This is a genomic window from Bradyrhizobium arachidis (assembly GCF_024758505.1).
GTDB lineage: Bacteria > Pseudomonadota > Alphaproteobacteria > Rhizobiales > Xanthobacteraceae > Bradyrhizobium > Bradyrhizobium manausense_C.
The window spans coordinates 2,859,815-2,875,276 of record NZ_CP077970.1; the positions used below are offsets into that span (position 1 = coordinate 2,859,815).

The window sequence follows — 15,462 nt, forward strand, 5'->3', positions numbered from 1 at the left end:
CGTTCTCTCAGTGCTGATCCCGGCGGTCAAGCATGCCTTCCCCTGAAACGCTTGCATATTCTCGCGCGCAATCGCGACGGCGTTGCTTGATCCTGTTGACTGCCGCTCAACTCGATTACGGGCGCGAGGTCGCACTACAAGTCGGTTTCGGCTTCTGGGGCAAAAGAACCTGGACTGCGGAAGGTCGTGCTGACTTTGCGGTAGACCAGAGGGCCGTCTGCTGAATGACCCTGTATTGCGGCACATTCTGCCAGATGCCCGCGGCTATGCTCGACTTAATAAGCCAGATGGATAGGAGCGAAAGACATGGGGCGCTTCCGGCCGAAATACGTGACGTTTGATTGCCACGGCACACTGATCAATTTCCAAATGGCGGAAGCCGCACGGGATCTGTTCGGACATCTTCTGGACAGACCGCGCTTGGACGAATTCATCAGAAACTTCCAAGCCTACCGTATCGACGAGGTGTTGCAGGACTGGAAGCCCTATGCCGATGTCGTTCACAACGCACTGGAGCGCGCCTGCCGCCGCAACAACATCCCGTTCCGCGCCGGAGAGGCCGAAACGATCTATAACCGCATTCCGACTTGGGGACCGCATCCGGACGTACCCGATGGCTTAGCCCAGCTCGCCAGGGAAATTCCGTTGGTCATCCTTTCGAACTCGATGAAGGTTCAAATTCCGTCGAACGTGGCAAAGCTCGGCGCGCCGTTTCATGCGGTCTACACTGCTGAAGAGGCGGGGGCCTATAAGCCGCACTTCAAGGCGTTCGAATATATGTTCGACATGCTGGGATGCGGCCCAGAGGACGTAACGCACGTTTCCTCGTCTTTCCGCCACGACCTGATGTCTGCCTATGATCTGGGTATCAAGAGCAAAGTCTGGGTCAATCGCCGCCACGAGCCGGCCAACCCCTACTACGAGTACGCCGAAATCGGCGATGTGACGCTGCTACCAGGCGTTTTCGGGCTCTGATGAAACAAGGGGGCCGATGCCTTTGCGGAGCACCTCGCCCGTTCTTGCGCAAGCAGTCACCAGAAGCCAGCTTTCAAGCCCAAGCATAGAAACACCCGTGATTGCAACCGTCCACCATCTTTCTTGCGCGTCAGCGTCAACCGAAACCTATTTTCGCGCGGCCGCCGCGGTCCTGGCCATGCACTCCGACTCCTCCGGACCTGATATGTCGGCGTCACTGCTGAAGCGTCACTACGGAGTGACTGGATCAATCGCGACGTTGTCCTCTGAGGTCGAGCGCACCGTTGAAGTCGGCATCCCGGACGGCGGGCGGTGCATCCTGAAGACGTCGACCAGACCGGAGGCGGTCGACAGCTTTCGTTTTCAGACCTCGGCCATGGCAGGCTTGCGGGGTGCGGCAGGCTTCGTTGCACCCGCAGTGCTGCGCACGAGCAGCGGCGCATTGATGTTTGAGGAAGAGGGGATATGCGGGTACATGCAGACCCGGATCGAGGGCATTCCGCTGCACCAGGTGGTGCCCACTCCCGAGCTGCTTTTTCGTACTGGCCGCGCCCTCGCTCGGCTTGATTTAGCGCTTGCGCAAGTCAACGTGCTTGCAGCCCATCGGCCCGTTCTTTGGCATGTCGGGTGCTGGTCGCGGCTGATGGAACTGGAGCAGTACCTACCAAGCCGGAGCGTTGCCGATAGCGTTCGCGCCGCCATGGCGGAGTATCTGGAGTTTGTTGAGCCGCAAATCTCGAACGTCGTCTGGCAGGTCACTCACAACGATCCCAGCCCGTTCAATATGATTGTGACTGGCCAGGGACTGGGCTTCATCGATTTTGGTGATGGCTGCTGGAGCCCCAGGATCCAGGATCTGGCGATTGCAGCAAGCCACCTCGTATCAGACTCGACGCTTCCTCTGGGGGGCGCCGAACACCTCATTGCCGGCTACGCCTCTGTCATCTCGCTTTCAGAGCTGGAAGTAAGACTCCTCGTCGGACTGATGCGGGCGCGACAAAGCGCGTTGATCCTGGTCAATTACTGGCGCGCCCACCTTTTCCCGGCCGACGCTCAATACATCAAAAAGAATGTCGCGCGTGCTGAGCACGGCCTTTCGATCCTCGCGTGTCTTGATGTCACCTCGGCCGAGGCAACAGTCCTAGCGGCTGTGTCGTCGTCCTTGCCGTAACGCCGTTTGGGGTCGCTCGATCGACAGGGTCGTAAAATTCCGAAGTGACCAGGTACTCTTTCAAAGAGGCAGCAGCTCATGTCCACAGATCTCATGCCCAATCGCTACAGGCCCGGCGAATCCGAGCTTCCAACGCGCGAATCAGAACTGATTGCTCGCCGTGAAAAAGTTCTGGGGGCTTCTTATCGGCTCCAGTACCGCCGGCCCGTGCACTTCGTCCGCGGTGAAGGCATGTGGCTCTACGATCCTGACGGACGGGCCTATCTTGATTTCTACAATAACGTGCCGTGTCTCGGTCACTGCCATCCTGAAGTGAACGCGGCGATGGCGGAGCAGGCGGGCCGAATAAGCGCCAACACGCGCTATCTTGAGCCAAAGCTTATCGGCTATGCCGAGCGGCTGGTCGACACGTTCCCAAACGAGCTCGACAGGGTGGTCTTTACCTGCACGGGGAGTGAATCCAACGATCTGGCCCTGCGTATTGCGCGATGTGCAAGCGGCAACGAAGGCGTGATCGTATCCAGCTATGCCTATCACGGCACCAGCGCGACTACTGCCGCGGTTTCCCCGAACCTGGGTGACGCAGTCAAGCTCAGCCCGTTCGTGCGCATAGTATCCCTGCCCGGGCCAGCGGGTGTGCCGGCAGCCCAGGCTGCGGAGTTTTTCGAGACACAGATTCGTTCAGCCATTATGGATCTCAACCGTCGTGGCATGGGTGTTGCGGCCCTGCTCATCGACAGTATTTTTTCCAGCGACGGCGTATGGGTGGATCCTCCTGGCTTCATCGCGAGCGGAGCTGCGGCGGTGCAGGAGGCAGGTGGTCTCGTTATTGCCGACGAAGTTCAACCGGGCTTCGGACGAACTGGCGCTCATATGTGGGGCTTCGAGCGCCATGGGATCGTTCCAGATCTTGTTACCCTCGGCAAGCCGATGGGCAATGGATTTCCGATTGGCGCCGTCGTCGGCCGCAGAGCACCGATGGAGCGATTTGGTTCTACCTCTCGCTACTCGAACACATTCGCGGGAAACACAGTCGGAATTGCGACAGCGGACGCTGTGTTAAAGATCCTGCAGCGCGACCAAATCCCGCAAAAGGCGCTTGCGATGAGCCGGCGCCTCCGAGACGGGCTGGAGAAGCTCGCAAAGCATCGTCATGAGGTTCACGCGATCCGAAACGCCGGTCTCTTCTTTGGCGTCGACTTAGGGGCCGAGGGAACCCCGGCGGCAGGCCGCCGTGCGATGGCTTTGGGCCTGGTCAACGCAATGCGCGATGATGGCGTGCTTATCAGCACGACCGGGGCCAATGAAGATACACTCAAAGTGCGCCCACCGCTCGTTTGCCAAGCCGAGCATGTTGACCTCTTCCTAGCAACCATGGAGCGGGCGCTCACTAAGATCGCAGGCTAGATCACAGGCCTCATTGGGCAGCACCCGTTCCCAGTGCGTGCCGCGGCGAGGCTATCAAAACCTGATGCCTCAGAGGAAATCTTCTTGCAGCCATTCAGCAAGACCGTGTGCTGTCCCTGACTGTTCAGGTTCTGCTGTCCAGATGAGCCCGTAGTGGCTTTCGTCGGCATCGAAGCCGGCAGGAACCCATGAGGTCGCCGCCGAGGGAAGCTATCACAGCGAATTGCTGACGTCAGTTCAGGCGAGGGTGCGTCGAAAGATGACGCTCGCGTTGACGCCCCCAAAACCAAATCCGTTGGAAATTGCATGCTCCATGGGCATACGCCTTGCCTCGCGGGCCACGATGTCGACGCCTTCGGCCGCCGTGTCGGCATTCTCGAGATTGAGAGTGGGCGGTGCCGTCTGGTCCCGTAGCGCGAGGATCGTGAAGATTGCTTCGGCTCCGCCAGCTGCGCCGAGCAGATGACCAGTTGCCGATTTGGTGGCGCTCACGGCAATTTTTCCTTCGCGGCCGAACACGGCTTTGATCGCTTCTAGCTCCGAAACGTCGCCAACTGGCGTCGAGGTGGAATGGGCGTTGAGATGCTGGATGTCACCGGGCCTCAGGCTGGCCTGCCGCAACGCGCCTTCCATGGCGCGGCGCGCGCCGTCGCCGTCCTCGGGTCCTGACGTGATGTGGTAGGCATCGGCCGTGGTGCCGTAGCCGACGATTTCGGCAAGCGGTTTGGCGCCGCGGCGGATCGCATGCTCCAGCTCTTCAATGACGAGGATGCCGGCGCCTTCGCCCATGACAAAACCATCGCGGTCGCGGTCGAACGGGCGGGACGCACGCGCCGGCGTTTCGTTGAAGGCCGTCGAGAGGGCGCGGGCAGCGGCGAAGCCGCCGAGGCTCACCAGGTCGATGCAGGCTTCCGAGCCGCCGCAAACCGCAACGTCGGCTTCTCCGGTTCGGATAAGGCGTGCGGCATCGCCGATCGCTTGCACGCTCGCGGCGCAGGCGGTGACCGGTGTACCGATCGGCCCCTTGAAGCCGTAGCGGATCGAGATTTGGCCGGCCGCGAGATTTGCGAGGAAGGACGGCACCGTGAACGGCGAGAGGCGTCTCACTCCGCGCTGATCGGTGGTGCGGACTGCCTCGACGATTGCCGGAAAGCCGCCGATGCCCGATGCGATCACGGTTGCCGTGCGCTCCATGGAATGCGCATCGGAAGGAGTCCATGCCGCTTGTGCCATCGCCTCGGCCGCGGCGACTAGTGCGAACAGGATGAAGCGATCCATCCTCCGCTGATCCTTGGGAGCAACCACCAGGTCCGGATCGAAGCCTCCATCTGCGTCGTCGGCCTTTGTCGGAACGATTCCGGCGACTCGTGCGGGAAGGACAGCCGCCCACTCCGGGAGTGCGGCAAGTCCCGAGCGGGCCGAGAGCAGCCGGGACCATGCCAACTCACTGCCGCAGCCCAGCGGGGATACGAGTCCCAGTCCCGTAACGACGATGCGACGCATAATCAGATGACCTTAAAGACGGCTTGACTGACAGTCGGGAAACGGGTGTCTCGGGATCGTCGGCGTTTATGTTTGCAATTGATGGACACGATCATCCGGCGACCCAGCCAGCGTCGTTCGGGGTTGAATCTGAAGACCTTCGACTTTGCGCTCGAGTTTTACGAGGCGATCTTCCAGCCCGGACATGTAGTCACCGCGCGGATCGTCTATGCTCAGGGCCTCGGCCCAGTCATTCAAGCTCTGCCAAAAGCGCTTGAACATGGTTGCGCACTCCTGTGTTTGATCGTTTCGCTCATTCTGTCGCCAGTATCACGTGAGCCAGCTCCGACGGACTCTCGACGGCTGAGAAGTGCCCGGTGTTTTTCAGCGTCAGCATCTGCGAGGCAGGGATCAGCGATCGTGTGCGTTCTCGCTCATTCGGTCGAGACCAGTCGCTATCACCATAAATGAGCGTCACGGGTGCCGAGATCTGCCGATAGTAATCGCGGGCCTTGCTCCAGGATCGCCAGCCTGCCAGCACCTTGCGCGCGATCCGCTTGTATCCCGGGCGGCGAGCTACTTCATCGAACTCGGCAAGCAAATCGGCCGGCAGTTTGCGCGGGTCGTGATACCCGCCTCCCATGATCTTGCCGAGAACCATCTTGTTTTCGAGCGATGCATTGATCGCGCCGAGTATCGGGATCTGCAAGCTTCCGATGATAAAATTGGCGAGCCAGTTGCCGCGTCGAATACCGTCGCCGTAGCGGGTCTCGTAGTCGTAGGGATTGATCGCGTAGACCCGTTTCACGCTCTGTGGAAGCGACGCCGCCACCGTGAGGGCCAAAGCGCCGCCGATCGACTCGCCGACGATCGTGACGTCCGAGAGATTGAGCTCCTCGATGAAGCGAATGACGGCCTGCCTGAAGTAGGGCTCGTCGAAACTCGCGCTCGGATCGATTGGCGAGTGGCCGTGGCCCGGGAGGTCAATAGCGTACACCGTGTGCGATCTGGCGAGGAGTGGCGCAAGACTGCGGAAATATTCGAGCTGCGTCCGGATCGTATGTATGAGGAGCAGCGGAGGCCCGCTGCCGGTCTTTTGAAAACGTACACGTAGCGAGTCCGATATTTTGAGCAAACTTGGTTTCACGTCAGTCGTGGCGAGCATTCGATCTCTCTTTGCTTTGAGGGGCGAGCTTTCAATCGGCCGCGGTCTCGCGAACGTGTTCGACGGCCGCGTTCAGAAAGGCCTGAGCGAGATCGGGGTCGTTGACGGCGCGCGACAGCGTCATGGCGCCGACCATCGTCGACAGAACGACCATGGCCCTCCCGGCGGCATCCTCGCCGACGGTCTGGGGGAGCAGGGGGCTGAGGACTTCGAGATACGCCTTGATTCCCTCTTCGAACGCCGCTCTGACTCCGGCCCCCTGCCTGGCGACGTCCGAGCCGAGCGCCACGACCGGGCAGCCGTCGAGTTTTTCTTCGCGATGGCCCGCACTCAGGTAGAACGCGATCACTGCGCCAAGCGGATCAGCAGGATTCTCCGCGATCGCAGCTGACCAGCGTTGGGAGGCGCTTTCCAATGCGCGCCTGGACGCCTGTGCCGCCAAGTCCTCCTTGGACTCGAACTGCTTGTAGAAGGCGCCTTGGGTTAGCCCGGCCCCCTCCATCAAATCCTTGAGCCCGATGCCATCAAAGCCGCGCTCCCTGAAGAGGCGACTCGCCACATTGATCACGGTCTGGCGGTTCTCCGCGGCTTGAATGCGACTCACCCGCATCGTCGACCTCCATTTGGATTTCGTTTGACATCTATGGCTAGGATAGAGGTCAAGCGCAATCTATCAAGGCGGATGGTTAGATTTCACGTGGCCGGAGGGCCCAAAAGGGCGATTTCCACAGATCACATTCCCGTCAATGCCCTAATTTAGATTTCGATCGAACTCTAATTAGATTATAGAGGTCAAACGAAATCTAAGAGGCAGGGAGACGGCGATGAAAAAGAGCAGACTTGTGGTCTTGGCTGGTGTCCTGATCGCGGCGTCCGGAGCAGCCATCCTCGCTACTCTTGCCATTCCCGGCCGAGAGGCCTCCGCAGCGCGTGACCCGAGGCAGGATCCGCCGATGGTCAGCCTGGTGACGGCCGTGCGGGTGAGCGGATCGGAACGCGGGTTCACCGGCACCATCGGCGCGCGGGTGGAAAGCAATCTCGGTTTTCGCGTCGCCGGTAAGATCGTCGAACGGCTCGTGAATGTCGGTGAGCAGGTCAAGGCCGGGCAGCCGCTGATGCGGATCGACGAAACTGACCTCCGCCTGGCGCTTACTGCGAAGCGCAACGCCGTTGCCGCGGCGCGCGCAATTGTCGTTCAGACGGATGCAGATGAGCGGCGATACGCCAATCTCGTCAACGACGGATGGACTTCCAAACAGCGCTACGAGCAGGCGAAGGCCGCGTCGGACACGGCGAATGCGCAACTCGCCGCGACCGAGGCCGAAGCTCGCGTCGCCGAGAACCAGGCGACCTACTCCGTCCTGGTGGCGGATGCGGACGGAACGGTCATGCAAACGCTTGGCGAGCCCGGCCAAGTGGTCTCCGCAGGCCAGGCGGTCGTTCGGCTTGCACAGTCCGGTCCCCGCGAAGCTGTGGTGGCGCTTCCCGAAACGATCCGGCCGTCGATCGGCTCCCTCGCCGAGGCGAGCCTGTACGGGAGCGATGGGCGCCGCTATGCCGCACATCTCCGGCAGTTGTCGGATTCCGCTGATCCGCAGACCCGCACCTACGAGGCCCGCTATGTGCTCGACGGTGAGGCGGCGGCGGCACCACTTGGCGCGACGGTCACCATTCGGCTTGCAAGTCAGGAGAGTCAGCCGGAAGTCCAGGTGCCGCTTGGAGCCGTGCTCGATGACGGCAGAACGACAGGTGTTTGGGTCCTCGACAGCGCCACTTCGACGGTGCGCTTTCAGCCCATCAAGCTGCTGCGCGTGACCAGCGAAACGGCCGTTATCTCGGGATCGAGTTCCGGTGACCGAATCGTTTCCCTCGGCGCTCATCTGCTGCACGAAGGAGCCCACGTCAGGACTGCCTCTGAACGCAGGACCAACTGATGAGCTTCAATCTCTCCGCAATCGCCGTCCGCGAACGAGCCGTGAGCCTGTTCTTCATCCTGCTGCTGGCAGCCGCAGGCGCCTACGCGTTTCTCATGCTCGGGCGAGCCGAAGACCCGTCCTTCACTATCAAGACTCTGACGGTCACCACAGTATGGCCGGGCGCGACGGCGCGCGAGATGCAGGATCAGGTCGCTGAACCCCTGGAGAAGCGGATTCAGGAACTGACTTGGTACGACCGGGTGGAGACGACCACGCGGCCGGGTTATGCATACATGACGGTTACGCTGAAGGACAGCACGCCGCCATCGAGCGTGCAGGAGGAATTCTACCAGGCCCGCAAGAAGCTGGGAGATGAAGCGCGCAAGCTACCGTCTGGCGTGCTCGGCCCCTTCGTCAACGACGAATATTCGGACGTGAGCTTCGCACTTTATGCCCTCAAGGCTAAGGGCATGCCGATGCGCGAGCTCGCCAGGCAAGCCGAGACCATTCGTCAGGATCTCCTGCACGTGCCCGGCGTAAAAAAGATCAATATCCTCGGTGAACGTCCCGAACAGATATTCATCGAGTTTTCCTACGCCAAACTGACCACGCTCGGCGTGTCGGCGCAGGATATCGTTGCCGCTCTGCAGCGGCAGAACACGGTCACACCGGCAGGCTCAATCGACACCAAGGGGCCGCAGGTCTTTATCCGGGTCGATGGCGCATATGATAGCGTCCAGGCGATCGCCGACACGCCGATCGTCGCTGCGGGGCGGACGCTGAAACTCTCCGACATTGCCGAAGTCCGCCGCGGTTACGAGGATCCTCCCACCTACCTCATCCGACACAAGGGTGAGCCCGCTGTCATGCTCGCTGCGATCATGCAGGAGGGCTGGGATGGCCTCGCGCTCGGCAAGGCGCTGGAAGAGAGGTCCGAAGCCATCTCCCGAACGCTGCCGCTCGGGATGACTCTGGCCAAGGTCAGCGACCAGGCCGTCAATATCACGTCGGCGGTCGATGAATTCATGATGAAGTTCGCGATGGCGCTCGGCGTGGTGCTGCTGGTGAGCCTGCTCAGCCTCGGCTGGCGCGTCGGCATCGTCGTCGCGGCCGCCGTCCCTTTGACGCTGGCCGTCGTGTTTCTCATCATGCTGGAGACCGGCCGGTTCTTCGACCGTATCACGCTCGGCGCCCTCATCCTGGCGCTTGGTCTTCTCGTCGACGACGCCATCATCGCCATCGAGGTGATGGTGGTGAAAATGGAAGAGGGCATGGACCGCATATCGGCGGCGGCCTATGCGTGGAGCCACACTGCTGCGCCGATGCTGTCCGGAACACTCGTGACGATCGCAGGCTTCCTGCCGGTGGGCTTCGCGCGATCGACGGCCGGCGAATACGCCGGCAACATCTTCTGGGTCGTGGGATTCGCCCTCATCGTCTCCTGGATCGTCGCCGTGGTTTTCACGCCGTATCTTGGCGTCAAGATGCTGCCGGCGATCAAGCCGGTCGCAGGCGGTCACCACGCGATTTACGACACACCGAACTATCGGCGCCTGCGAGGGCTCATCACATTCGCGGTGCGCCACAAGTTCGTGACTTGCAGTATCGTCGCCATCGCTTTTGCGTTGTCCGGAGCCGGCATGGGCGCCGTAAAGCAGCAATTCTTCCCGACGTCCGACCGCCCCGAGGTGCTGGTGGAGCTTCGTCTGCCGGAAGGCACCAGCATCGAGACGACGACCGCCACGGTCGAGAAGCTGGAACACTGGCTTGGCAATCAGTCGGAGGCCAAGATCGTCACGAGCTATGTCGGTCAGGGTGCGCCGCGCTTCTTCTTCGCGATGGCGCCGGAGCTGCCCGACCCCGCCTTCGCCAAGATCGTCGTACTTACACCGGATGCGGAGGCGCGCGAGGCTTTGAAGCACCGGCTCCGAGAAGCGGTGTCGCAGGGCCTCGCGTCTGAAGCCAATGTGCGCGTCACCCAGCTCGTGTTCGGACCTTATACGCCATTCCCAGTCGAGTTTCGGGTCATGGGGCCTGATCCCGCACAATTGTACGCCATCTCTCAAAAGGCCCTCGCTGTCATGCGTGGCGTTCCCGATGTGCGCCAGGCGAATCGCGACTGGGGTAATCGCACGCCCGTGCTCCGCTTCATCCCGGATCAGGACCGACTGAACCTCATCGGTCTTTCGCCGGCCGAGGTGGGCCGGCAACTCCAGTTCCTCCTCACCGGCATCACGGTAACGCAGGTCCGCGAGGACATCCGCAATGTCCCCATCGTCGCGCGCAGCGCCGGCGGAGAGCGGCTGGATCCGGGGCGTCTGGCGGATTTCTCATTGATGAGCCGGGACGGCCGCTCGATTCCGCTCGATCAGGTCGGCCATTCGGAAGTCCGGCTCGAAGAGCCGATTCTGAAGCGCCGCGATCGCACGCCCGTCGTCACGATTCGCTCGGACATCAATGAGGCGACCCAACCTCCGGAGGTCTCCAAGGAGATCAAGACCGCTCTTCAGCCCCTGATCGCTTCCCTTCCGGCCGGCTATCGCATCGAATTGGGCGGATCGATTGAGGAGGCAACCAAGGCCAACGACGCGCTGGCGACGATCTTTCCCGCTATGATTGCTGCCATGCTGATCGTCATCATACTGCAGGTGCGATCCTTCTCGACGATGGCCATGGTCGTACTGACGGGACCACTCGGCCTCGTCGGCGTCGTGCCGATGTTGCTCACCTTCAACCAGCCCTTCGGATTCAACGCGATTCTGGGCCTGATAGGATTGGCCGGAATCCTGATGCGCAACACGCTGATCCTGACCGAACAGATCAAGGAGAACCTCGCCGCCGGCCTTGATGACTATCACGCCGTCATCGAGGCCACGGTGCAACGCACGAGGCCCGTGATCCTGACCGCACTTGCTGCGGTGCTGGCCTTCATCCCCCTCACGCATTCCGTTTTCTGGGGATCGATGGCATACACGCTGATCGGCGGCACGGCGGTCGGAACGGTGCTGATTCTGCTGTTCCTTCCAGCGCTGTATGCTGCGTGGTTTCGGATCAAGCCGACCGCAGATCATATCGACGAGGTTTCGCGGGAGAAGCCGGAATTGCGACCGGCATTGGCTGCTGAGTAGGGCAATGGATCGTCCGGTGCGAACGGGAAAAGAGTCCGACGAGGCCCGCGCGCATCCTGGGAGCGGCGGAGGAGCAATTTCGCCGCGTGGGCGCTTTCAGGTCAAAGCGGACATCAGCCACACGACGACCCCCGCTGAAATCTTCGAAAATGACCCAAGGCGGACGTTAGTCGGACCGTGCGGCCGACTCGTCAGTTTTCATGATCGGCTGGCTTGTCTTGATCTGCTGGCCGACACAGTCACGCACGATTCAAATTATGTTTTTTTGACCTTGGGGCAGGCAAATCTCCGCCCACGTGGTCGTTGCCACGGTGCGCGGCGATGAACATGGCGACGGCCGACCGGCAATAGGATTCGATTTCGTTGTCGTCCTCTGCTTTCGCCTGATCGAAGCGTGCGATCATCAGGAGATCGGATCCTTTGAAAAGCGCGGCAAACAAGCGGGCGGACCGGAGAGGATCGGGCACGTTCAAAACCGCCTTCGCGTGCAACTGACGCAAGAGGGCCTCGATTTCGGCGATGACATAGGCGGGGCCGGCTTCGAAATGGAGCTTGCTTAACGAGTTTTGACTCGTCTTGTCGGCCATGACCATGGCTTCGACACTGCGGACGTCTGATCTCAACAGCGTGCGAAGCAGTAATGATCCCACCGCCATGAGTTGATCTTCGACCGAACCGTCGACGTCTTCAAGAAGGGCCTGGGGTGCAAACAACTGCTGGCAGCCGGCCGCCATGGCCGCGCTGAACAGCGCCTCCTTGTTCTCGAAGTGCCGATAGATGCTGAGCTTGGATATCTTCGCCCGCTGGGCGACCTTGTCCAATGTCGTCGCTTGAAAACCCAACTCCACAAAGAGTTCGCGCGCGGCGTCGACGATCGTTTGGCCAAGCGCCTCGTTGGCGGGCCGGCCGCGCCGGCCCCGGCTGTTTTCGGTCACGACAATTCCAGTACTTGACAGTATCCTAAATCTTGAATTACGATACCATGAAGTATCCGAAATGCGCAAGCCAATGCGTAGTTTTCAATTTGCCGAAACCCTGCTCGCTGCCCGTCTCGAGCGCGTATCGGGTCATGATCTCGCGCCGACGAAAACAAACGGTGACTTCGATGCAACGACGAGCCCTGCTTAAGTTGGCTGCGCTTTCCGCCATCGGCCTCGCCCCCGCTCAGGCCGCCGCCAAGCCCAACTCGTCTCCCTCCATCCACAACACGGAGCCCATCACCATGGATGACGTCATCATCATCGGCGGCAGCTTTGCCGGTCTCGCCGCCGCCTTGCAGCTTGGCCGCGCCCGCCGCAAGGTCACCGTTCTCGATACCGGTCTGCCACGCAACCGCTTCGCCGGCCACTCGCATGGACTGCTCGGCCACGATCACAAGCCGCCGCTGGACATCCTGGCGGAGGCGCGGCGGCAGTTGGCGCGTTATCCCGCGATCAAGCTTGTCAGTGCCCGGGCCGACAGCGCCTCCGGCGCCATCGACAATTTCTCTGTCCTTACTGGCGATGGTGAAAGCCTCGCGGCGCGTCGTCTGATCCTGAGCTATGGCGTGGCCGACCAGATGCCTGATGTTCCGGGCTACGCCGAAAGCTGGGGCACGTCCATCGTGCCATGCCCCTATTGCGACGGCTTTGAAGTCGCCGGCCGGCATTGGGGCCTCGTCTGGTCCAGCCCGCAGTCGCACAATCAGGTCAGGCTGTTCCACGATTGGACTGACAAGTTGACGCTCTTCGCCGATGGTCACGACATTCCGCCCGATATCCAGGCCGATCTGGCGCGCCGCAACATACCTCTCGTCGATGGCCGGATCGTCGAGATCGCCCATCACCAGGGCCATATCGCCACCGTCAATCTCGATACCGGCCGCAATGTCGCGGTCGACATCCTGTTCGCCAATCCGCGCAACAAGCCGTCCGCAAGCCTGCATGAAGCACTCGGCCTTGCCACCGTGGCTACGCCCGCCGGCATCGTCCTCAAGGTCGACGAACGCCGTCAAACCAGCACGCCTGGCATCTACGCCGCCGGCGACCTCACCACGCCCTTCTTGCCCTCGGTCACCCAGGCATCATCGCAGGGCGCGATGGCGGGTATCTTCGCCCAGCAGTCGATGGTGGTTTGAGAGCGCAGATTCCCTTCTCCGGTTGCCGCGTGCCTCGAATTGGAGTTGAGGAAGAGAACGATGTCGAAAGAACCAATGAACAGCTTCGCCGGAAAATGGGCTCTGATCACCGGGGCGTCGAGTGGCCTCGGCCTCGACTTCGCAGATCTCCTGGCTGCGCAGAAAGTCAATCTCGTATTGGCGGCCCGAAGGCGGGAGTCGATGGAAAAGCTTGCCGCCGATCTCCGCCGCAAATTCGGGGTGGACGTGCTGGTCGAGGCGATCGATCTTGCCGCGCCGGGCGCCGCCAGCCACTTGAAAAGCAGTCTCGATGCGAGGTCGGTGACGATCGACATCTTGCTGAACAATGCCGGATACGGCTTGCACGGCGCTTTGTTGGACACGCCGATCGAGCGCACGACAGACATGATCCAGCTCAACATCACGACGCTCACAGAGCTGACCTACCTGTTCGGCCGTGACATGGCCGCGCGGCGCTCTGGACATATCCTTCTCGTCGCCAGTCTCATGGCCTTCCAAGCCGTTCCCAGCTACGCGGCCTATGCGGCGACCAAGGCATATGTACTCGCCCTTGGCGAGGCCCTGCACGACGAACTCCGCTCGCATGGTGTGGTTGTTACCACTCTCTGCCCGGGGCACACCGCGACGGGCTTCGATGCGGCAGCCGGCGCAGCCACAACGGCCTTGCTGCGCCTCCTCACCATGAAGCCTCGTCCGGTCGCCGCGAGCGGTGTTCGGGCGCTTATGGAAGGAAAAGCCATGGTTATCGCCGGCCTCGCGAACAAGATGGCAGCCTTTTCAAATCGTCTGACGCCGCGATCAATGCAAAGGGCCACTTTGAAAAGAATAGTGGACGGTTAACTGCAGGGGCGCTGGCGTGCGGAGCTCATCGAACAAGCGGGGGCTCTGAAGGCTGACGATGTACACGGAGCTTCGATCCGGATCTGGTCGTTCCTCTCAAGGATCAGCGGAGAATGGATCGCTTCATCCCGTTCGCCCTCGCTGCTGGTTGGAGACGATGCGCGCTTTGGCATCGGACAGTTTAGAGAACAAGGATATGTCATGGCACAGCACAATGCCGATCGAGCCGCCGGCTGGAATGACCAAAGCGGGGAGCGCTGGGTCGCCCACCAGGCCCGGCTCGACGCCATAGCGGCCGTGTTCGGTCAGGCCGCGATCGAAGCCGCCGCGCCCGCGACGGGCGAGCGCGTGCTGGACGTCGGCTGCGGCGCGGGCGCGTCGAGTCTGGCTCTGGCCGCCCGCGTCGGCGCGGGGGGCCAAGTGCTGGGCGTGGACATATCCGAACCGCTGATCGCCCGAGCGCGCGCGCTCGCGCCACAGGATACGCCAACCCTGTTCCGCGTCGCCGACGCCAGCAGCGCCGAGCTGCCCGAGGGGGCGTTCGACATCCTGTTCTCGCGCTTCGGGGTGATGTTCTTCGGCGATCCGACGGGGGCGTTCGCCCATATGCGCCGCGCGCTCAAGCCGGGCGGGCGGGTCGCTTTCGTCTGCTGGCGTGGCGCGGCCGAGAACGATTGGATGCGCCTGCCGATGGACGCGATCAACGGTATCGTCCCGCCGACGGCGCCGCCCGATCCCGAAGCGCCCGGTCCATTCTCGTTCGGCGACCCGGGGCGGGTGGCTCGCATCCTGACGGCGGCCGGCTTCACCGATATCGCTATCGCGCCCTTCGATGCCTCCGTCGCGTTTGGCGAGGGCGCGACGCGGTACGCGGCGATCGATGACGCGGTGAAGATGACGTTGGAGGTCGGCCCGCTGTCGCGCGCGCTTGCTGATCAGCCCGACGACATCCGCGCCCGCGCCTCGGCCGCGGTTCGTGCCACCCTCGAGGGCCGCGCCGGCGAGCGGTCGGTGATGATCAACGGCGCGACGTGGATCGTCACGGCGCGCAATCCCGCAAGCTGAGGGATTAAGAGGGGAAGACGCCCCCGCTCAGCGGAGGGGGGCGCCTTTGGCCGGCCAGCGGGATCAGATGAGGGCGCCGGCTGCCTAAAATTCACGTCGGAGGCCGGGTCAGCATGGGCTTTCCCACGAGCGCTGGTGCATTCAGTCGGGCTTGAGCAGCTCGTATCGATCAAGCG

At 61.8% G+C, this 15,462-nt stretch carries 13 protein-coding genes; 8 read left to right on the plus strand and 5 right to left on the minus strand.

All coding sequences use genetic code 11. The features are described 5' to 3' along the window. The first annotated feature begins 306 nt into the window (after window positions 1-306). The 3 genes from KUF59_RS12715 to KUF59_RS12725 all read left to right on the plus strand — a co-directional run bounded on the left by KUF59_RS12715 (window position 307) and on the right by KUF59_RS12725 (window position 3,553). Window positions 307-975 carry a haloacid dehalogenase type II gene (locus KUF59_RS12715; protein ID WP_212457104.1) on the plus strand — a complete coding sequence of 223 codons (669 nt, stop codon included), beginning with the start codon at window positions 307-309 and terminating at the stop codon, window positions 973-975. A gap of 97 nt (window positions 976-1,072) precedes the next feature. Then, on the plus strand, window positions 1,073-2,146 hold the full coding sequence (locus tag KUF59_RS12720; protein WP_258769519.1) for a phosphotransferase enzyme family protein: 1,074 nt from the start codon (window positions 1,073-1,075) through the stop codon (window positions 2,144-2,146). 78 nt (window positions 2,147-2,224) lie between these two features. Further along, window positions 2,225-3,553 (plus strand): aspartate aminotransferase family protein, encoded by a 1,329-nt coding sequence (locus KUF59_RS12725; protein WP_212457102.1) that lies wholly within the window; start codon window positions 2,225-2,227, stop codon window positions 3,551-3,553. 237 nt (window positions 3,554-3,790) lie between these two features. Here KUF59_RS12725 and fabF read toward each other — a convergent pair whose 3' ends face one another. The 4 genes from fabF to KUF59_RS12745 form a co-directional block, all read right to left on the minus strand. Continuing rightward, window positions 3,791-5,056: a beta-ketoacyl-ACP synthase II gene (gene fabF / locus KUF59_RS12730; protein ID WP_212457101.1), complete on the minus strand. Its 1,266-nt coding sequence runs from the start codon at window positions 5,054-5,056 to the stop codon at window positions 3,791-3,793. A gap of 66 nt (window positions 5,057-5,122) precedes the next feature. Continuing rightward, a complete protein-coding gene (locus KUF59_RS12735; protein WP_212457100.1) occupies window positions 5,123-5,317 on the minus strand; it encodes a hypothetical protein in 195 nt (64 codons plus the stop codon). A gap of 31 nt (window positions 5,318-5,348) precedes the next feature. Continuing rightward, window positions 5,349-6,200 (minus strand): alpha/beta fold hydrolase, encoded by an 852-nt coding sequence (locus tag KUF59_RS12740; protein WP_212457099.1) that lies wholly within the window; start codon window positions 6,198-6,200, stop codon window positions 5,349-5,351. 31 nt (window positions 6,201-6,231) lie between these two features. Then, entirely contained in the window at window positions 6,232-6,810 is a 579-nt protein-coding gene (locus KUF59_RS12745) for a TetR/AcrR family transcriptional regulator (protein ID WP_212457098.1), read from the minus strand. 214 nt (window positions 6,811-7,024) lie between these two features. Between KUF59_RS12745 and KUF59_RS12750 the strand changes: the two genes are divergently transcribed. After that, complete coding sequence (locus KUF59_RS12750; RefSeq protein WP_212457097.1) at window positions 7,025-8,134, plus strand: efflux RND transporter periplasmic adaptor subunit; 1,110 nt, start codon at window positions 7,025-7,027, stop codon at window positions 8,132-8,134. Beyond that, window positions 8,134-11,244 (plus strand): efflux RND transporter permease subunit, encoded by a 3,111-nt coding sequence (locus tag KUF59_RS12755; protein WP_212457096.1) that lies wholly within the window; start codon window positions 8,134-8,136, stop codon window positions 11,242-11,244. Before KUF59_RS12750 ends, KUF59_RS12755 begins: the two co-directional genes overlap by 1 nt. Before the next feature lie 239 nt (window positions 11,245-11,483). Here the strand turns inward: KUF59_RS12755 and KUF59_RS12760 are convergent, their stop codons facing one another. After that, window positions 11,484-12,179 carry a TetR/AcrR family transcriptional regulator gene (locus KUF59_RS12760; RefSeq protein WP_212457095.1) on the minus strand — a complete coding sequence of 232 codons (696 nt, stop codon included), beginning with the start codon at window positions 12,177-12,179 and terminating at the stop codon, window positions 11,484-11,486. A 287-nt stretch (window positions 12,180-12,466) separates the two neighbouring features. On the opposite strand from KUF59_RS12760, the gene KUF59_RS12765 reads away from it, so the two are divergent. From KUF59_RS12765 to KUF59_RS12775, 3 genes are all read left to right on the plus strand, one after another. Then, the gene (locus KUF59_RS12765; RefSeq protein WP_212457431.1) at window positions 12,467-13,360 is read left to right on the plus strand and encodes an NAD(P)/FAD-dependent oxidoreductase; all 894 of its coding nucleotides are present in this window, start codon (window positions 12,467-12,469) and stop codon (window positions 13,358-13,360) included. Between the two features lie 60 nt (window positions 13,361-13,420). Continuing rightward, on the plus strand, window positions 13,421-14,221 hold the full coding sequence (locus KUF59_RS12770; RefSeq protein ID WP_212457094.1) for an SDR family NAD(P)-dependent oxidoreductase: 801 nt from the start codon (window positions 13,421-13,423) through the stop codon (window positions 14,219-14,221). A gap of 201 nt (window positions 14,222-14,422) precedes the next feature. Continuing rightward, window positions 14,423-15,286, plus strand: a complete 864-nt coding sequence (locus tag KUF59_RS12775; protein WP_212457093.1) for a class I SAM-dependent methyltransferase — start codon at window positions 14,423-14,425, stop codon at window positions 15,284-15,286. Window positions 15,287-15,462 lie beyond the last annotated feature (176 nt).

Bases quoted from the DNA above. Each gene is read 5' to 3' on its own strand.
- KUF59_RS12755 (WP_212457096.1), top strand. From the start codon at position 8,134: ATGAGCTTCAATCTCTCCGCAATCGCCGTCCGCGAACGAGCCGTGAGC.
- KUF59_RS12735 (WP_212457100.1), bottom strand. From the start codon at position 5,317: ATGTTCAAGCGCTTTTGGCAGAGCTTGAATGACTGGGCCGAGGCCCTG.
- KUF59_RS12740 (WP_212457099.1), bottom strand. From the start codon at position 6,200: ATGCTCGCCACGACTGACGTGAAACCAAGTTTGCTCAAAATATCGGAC.
- KUF59_RS12715 (WP_212457104.1), top strand. From the start codon at position 307: ATGGGGCGCTTCCGGCCGAAATACGTGACGTTTGATTGCCACGGCACA.
- KUF59_RS12745 (WP_212457098.1), bottom strand. From the start codon at position 6,810: ATGCGGGTGAGTCGCATTCAAGCCGCGGAGAACCGCCAGACCGTGATC.
- KUF59_RS12750 (WP_212457097.1), top strand. From the start codon at position 7,025: ATGAAAAAGAGCAGACTTGTGGTCTTGGCTGGTGTCCTGATCGCGGCG.
- KUF59_RS12725 (WP_212457102.1), top strand. From the start codon at position 2,225: ATGTCCACAGATCTCATGCCCAATCGCTACAGGCCCGGCGAATCCGAG.
- KUF59_RS12770 (WP_212457094.1), top strand. From the start codon at position 13,421: ATGTCGAAAGAACCAATGAACAGCTTCGCCGGAAAATGGGCTCTGATC.
- KUF59_RS12765 (WP_212457431.1), top strand. From the start codon at position 12,467: ATGGATGACGTCATCATCATCGGCGGCAGCTTTGCCGGTCTCGCCGCC.
- KUF59_RS12775 (WP_212457093.1), top strand. From the start codon at position 14,423: ATGGCACAGCACAATGCCGATCGAGCCGCCGGCTGGAATGACCAAAGC.
- fabF (WP_212457101.1), bottom strand. From the start codon at position 5,056: ATGCGTCGCATCGTCGTTACGGGACTGGGACTCGTATCCCCGCTGGGC.